Genomic DNA, 3,273 nt, shown 5'->3' on the forward strand with positions numbered 1-3,273 from the left:
CTATATATATTAGTTGCTCAACAGGTTTCTTGATACTTAATTTATAAACATTATCTTATTCAATAGTTTTAATTTTATCAAAAAAAGACATTATTTATCAAAATAATTTGACTCCCTACTCCCTACTCCCTATTTCGTAAGCATTTCCTGCGGAATGCTGCGCAAACAGCCGTCAGTTTTCAGCTATTAGCTTTAGAGGATAAATTTAATAAATAATATTAAATCCAGTAGTATTGGTAAAATTCAATATTGTAGGGGTTTGGTCTCCAAACCTCACTAAAGCAGGAGTTTTTGTTAATATTGATTTTATTCTACAAAGGCAAATTTTATATTAATAGCTGATAGCTGATAGCTGATAGCTAATAGCTGAATGCTTACCCTATTTCTAATTAGAATTATTATTTATACTAGCAACTAAACCTGTTGCTGCTGCCATATCTAGGGGCTTAGAAAATAAATAACCCTGACCATATTCACACCTTAAAGCTTGAAGTTGAAGCACTTGCTCTGAAGTTTCTACCCCCTCAGCAACAACATCGATACCTAAATTGTGAGACAAAGTAATAATTGAACGGATAATTTCTGTTGGTTCAATTGACCCTTCACTTACCATATTAACAAGACCTATTCTATTCACAAAAGAACGGTCAATTTTTAAAGTATTCATGGGAAAACGGTGTAGATAACTTAAAGAAGAATATCCTGTGCCAAAATCATCAATACATAACTCAATATTACGCGCCCTTAACTGAGACATTTTTTCTGTAACAGACTCATTATTTTCAATCAAAGCACTTTCAGTAATTTCCAGTTTTAAATTACTACTATCAAGGTGAGTTTCTAAAAGAATTTTGTCTATTTGCTCAATTAAATCTGCTTGAGCAAACTGCTTCACAGAAAGATTAACACTCATTTTCAAAGGAGAATTATTCGGCCATTGATTTTGCCATTGACGTAACTGGAAGCAAGCTTTTCTTAACACCCATAAACCAAGAGGTATAATTAACCCTGTTTCCTCTGCAAGAGGAATAAATTCAGCCGGAGAAATTAAACCAAGTTCTGGATGCTGCCAACGTACCAGTGCTTCAAAACCAATAATTTTATTTGTTGTGAGAGAAACAATTGGTTGATAGTTAAGCATAAACTCAGATTTATCAGCGAGTGATTGATTCTTAATATTTTTGAGAGCGCGTTGTAAATTATTCTCCAATTTTAAACGTTTGAGAATTTGAGTGTGCATAGAAGTGCAAAAAATTTGATGAGATCCTCTACCTAAATTTTTGGCAGAGTGCATAGCTATTTCTGCATCTCGCAAAATATGTTCTGCTGCTCTAATACTCGTGGAACTGGAACTCACACTTGTGGAATTCAGGGCAATACCAATACTAGCAGTAATAAATACCTCATTACCATCTAAAATAATTGGTAAAGTTAGTTGTTGGTGAATACGATTAGCAATATAGGTAGCATCGCTAACCGCTGAAATATCTTCTAGCAAAATTACAAATTCATCTGCACCAAGACGAGCAACTGTATCTCCATTACGCAATAATGATTTTAGTTGTTTGGCAATCGTAATTATCAGTTCGTCTCCAACCCGATGACCAAGACTATCATTAACAGCTTTAAATCGGTCAATATCTATAAATAGCACTGCAAACAAAAAGTTTTTTCGACGTTCAACATATTTAATTGTTTGCTCTAAACGATCCATAAACAGAGTACGGTTAGGGAGATTAGTCAGTACATCGTGGAGTGCATCATGTTTTAATTGTTCTTCAGTTTGTTTACGTTGAGTAATATCGTGACTGTTGATAATGATACCTCCCACCGCTGGATCGTGTAAAAGGTTAGTGATCACACCTTCAAGGAAACACCAATAACCCTGACGATGTTTAACTCGGTACTCAATAGGTGGTTGACTGATACCAGGGTTTTCCATTGCTTTGTTGAGAGTATTAGTCATTGCGAACAAATCATCGACGTGAATGAAATCGAAGATGTTCTGACCTACAGCCTTTTCTGGTATATATCCCAAAATCCTCCTTGCTGATGGACTGACATAACTAGAAATTCCATGAGCATCAGTAATCAATATCAAATCGCTGCCATTTTCAATCAGAGCGCGAAATCTCCGTTCATTCTCTAGTAGAGCTTTTTCTGCTTGTTTGCGCTCAGTAATATTACGCATAATCGCAATCATAGCTATAAGTTGTTGTTGACTAGCAATAGCAGTTGCTTCTGCTTGCTTATATTTTGTAATATCCGTATTTGTTCCCATGATCCTAAATGCTTTCCCCTGACTATCTCGAATGGCAACTCCACGACAGAAAAACCATCGGTAACTGCCATCTTTATGTTGTATCCTATGTTCCATTTCATATTTTGGTGTTAATCCTGCCAAGTGAGAATTTTTTGCTATCATCATCTGTTCTCGGTCTTCTGGATGAACTAACTGATTCCAATCATCTATGTGGTTTGTAATTTCCCAATCTTCAAAACCGAGCATTATCTTCAACATAGAGTCAAGATAAATTTCATTAGTGTCTAAATCCCATTCCCAGATTCCTACATGACCTGCTTCAATAGCAAGTGCATAACGTTCCTGACTTTTGCGTAACTCCTGTTCTACTCGCTTGCGTTCTGCTATTTCTGTTTGTGCTTGTTGGTATAATTCTGCTTGGTGGATAGCAATAGCACAATGATCGGCAATTGATTTCAATAAAGAAAGTTCATCCTCACTCCATAGTCTTTCTCGATCGCATTGATGTAGAATAATCCCACCTAGATAAGTATCCTGATACAGCAATGGTGTAATTAAAACCGATGTTACTTCACACTGGTCAATAATATTTTTTACTTCTGGCAGTATGGTTGTATCTAGTTTACTAATTTTTACCTGTTCTCCTCTAGCTAGTGACTCAGAATAATACTGATGAACTTGATAACATAAACATTCTTGATTTTCACATTCAACTGTTATTTTACTGAAATGGCAAAGCTTAATATTATTCTGGCAGTCTGGTCTCACAATTAAACAACGGCTAACTTGCAACACCTCATGTAACTGCTCAATAGTTTTTTGCAGGACTTCATCAAGTAACAAAGTATTTCGCATTCCCTGGACAATGCGATTAATAATTGCTTCTTGTTGAGCTTGCTGTTCTAATTTTTTAATAGCTAGTTGTTGTTCTTTTTTTAATCTATATTCAGCGATCGCCCGCTCTAAAATAATTGGTAAAGTAAATAATCTATCTTTGAAAAGATAATTAT

Annotated in this window: 1 protein-coding gene; it reads right to left on the bottom strand. The window is 35.2% G+C overall.

All coding sequences use genetic code 11. The annotated features are described in order from the left end of the window. Positions 1–385: 385 nt before the first annotated feature. Positions 386–3,273: EAL domain-containing protein (locus tag AFK68_RS04925; protein WP_094671829.1), on the bottom strand; the 2,888-nt coding region annotated here is incomplete at its 5' end.

The organism is Hydrocoleum sp. CS-953, assembly GCF_002260545.1.
Classification (GTDB): domain Bacteria; phylum Cyanobacteriota; class Cyanobacteriia; order Cyanobacteriales; family Microcoleaceae; genus Trichodesmium.